Raw genomic sequence first — 1,662 nt, forward strand, 5'->3', positions numbered from 1 at the left:
AGTGAGGTCAAAGCCGGCCAGCAACTGTATCAAATTGATGATGCACCTTATCGTGCGACGTACGATAGGGCAATGGCTGCGATGAACACGGCGCAGCAACTTGCTCAACGTGATGAAAGCTCCTGATTGATCATGCGGTAAGCAAGCAGCAGACTGCTGACGCAGAAGCTGTCTTCCAGCAAGCGCGCGCCGATGTGGAAAGCGCCAAAATCAACCTGCAATACACGAAGGTCTATGCGCCGATCTCTGGCCACATCTGACGCTCCGACGTCACAGAGGGTGCGCTGGTGACAACGGGCCAGGCCGGTGGCATGTCGACGGTCCAGCAGTTGGACCCCATCTATGTCGATGTCACCCAGTCCTCGGTTCAAATGATGCGTCTACGCGAGCAGTTAGCTAGTGGCCAACTAAAGAGCAATAGCGCAAAAGATCGTGCGGAGGTATCCTTCACACTCGAGGATGGCTCTACATATCCGTTACACGGCAGCTTGAAATTCTCTGAAGTGAGCGTGGATCCCACGACCGGCTCCGTAATGCTTCGAGCAGTATTCCCGAACCCCAATAATGTATTGCTGCCAGGCATGTTTGTTCACGCCAAGTTGGATCAAGGCGTGAAAGAAGATGCCCTGCTAGTCCCCGAACAAGCAGTTGAGCACGACACGACGGGTGCGGCAATTGTGTGGGTCATCGGAGCAGATAACGAAGCGCAACTGCGGCACGTCACGACCGACAGAACTGTGGGCAATACTTGCCTTGTCAGCAGTGGCTTAGAGGACGGCGATGATGTTGTGACGGAAGGTGTGCAGCGCATGCTTCCGGGTATCGCGGTGTCTTCCACTGCTGCGCAAAACGTGCACTTGGCACTAGGCGATAGCTTGTTGATTAGCCCGAACCCGCGCCCTTGTGTGGAGCTGGCGACACAATCTACGGCAAGTGTGGCCGCCGATAACACCATTGCCAGTAAGTAGGTCACGCCCATGTCTAAATGCTTCATTGGTCGGCCTATCCTTGCTTGGGTGATCGCAATTGTGATCATGCTTGCCGGTGCTATTTCAGTACACACACTTCCTGTAAATCAATATCCCGATATTGCAGCCCCCGCCGTCGTTATCGAAGCAACGTACCTGCGCTCGCTTCGGGGCAAATAGGGATAGTGCAGTCATTCATAGAATCGTCTCCTGATTTCTTTTTTTGAATGTTCGAATTCGCAATCCTGATGGATTGGAGGCGACACGGGCGTCGCAACGTCTACGTTAATCGATAAGGTGCCTCTGAATACGACCCACGCATGTCATTGTGGGGGGCGGCTATCGGCGCAAAGTGCCGATGTGAAAGAAAAGGAAACCCGCGACAAACAAGAGGGAGCGTCGCGGGTCAAGCACTCAATGGGTCTCGTGGTAGAGTGCTTCGCGCACACCCACATCACGCGTTGCTTCGTTGATTGCGGAAAGATGAATTTCTGAGCTGACGGGCTCGTGGTCCTTGCAGCTCTTGACGATTTCGCCGTCTTTCATGACCAGAAGGATTTTGTTCGGGTCTTGCAACAACTTGAGGTCTTGCAGCGGATCCCCGTCGAGAAGAACAAAATCTGCGTAGAAGTTCGGTGCAATCTGCCCGATGCTGTCCGGCTGCATCATCAGTTCGCCGCCGAGCTTCGTCGCC

2 protein-coding genes and 1 pseudogene are annotated in these 1,662 nt (G+C 54.0%); 2 read left to right on the forward strand and 1 reads right to left on the reverse strand.

Annotated features, from left to right (window positions below; all coding sequences use genetic code 11):
- Nucleotides 1–278: 278 nt before the first annotated feature.
- Nucleotides 279–968: pseudogene (locus WM40_RS26795) on the forward strand (efflux RND transporter periplasmic adaptor subunit); the annotation flags it as partial.
- A 9-nt stretch (nt 969–977) separates the two neighbouring features.
- On the forward strand, nt 978–1,148 hold the full coding sequence (locus WM40_RS32700) for an efflux RND transporter permease subunit (RefSeq protein WP_157793830.1): 171 nt from the start codon (nt 978–980) through the stop codon (nt 1,146–1,148).
- 234 nt (nt 1,149–1,382) lie between these two features.
- On the opposite strand, the gene WM40_RS26800 is transcribed toward WM40_RS32700, so the two are convergent.
- The coding region (locus WM40_RS26800) for an amidohydrolase family protein (protein ID WP_046154604.1) at nt 1,383–1,662 on the reverse strand (280 nt) is incomplete at its 5' end.

This window comes from Robbsia andropogonis (assembly GCF_000970345.1).
GTDB lineage: Bacteria > Pseudomonadota > Gammaproteobacteria > Burkholderiales > Burkholderiaceae > Robbsia > Robbsia andropogonis.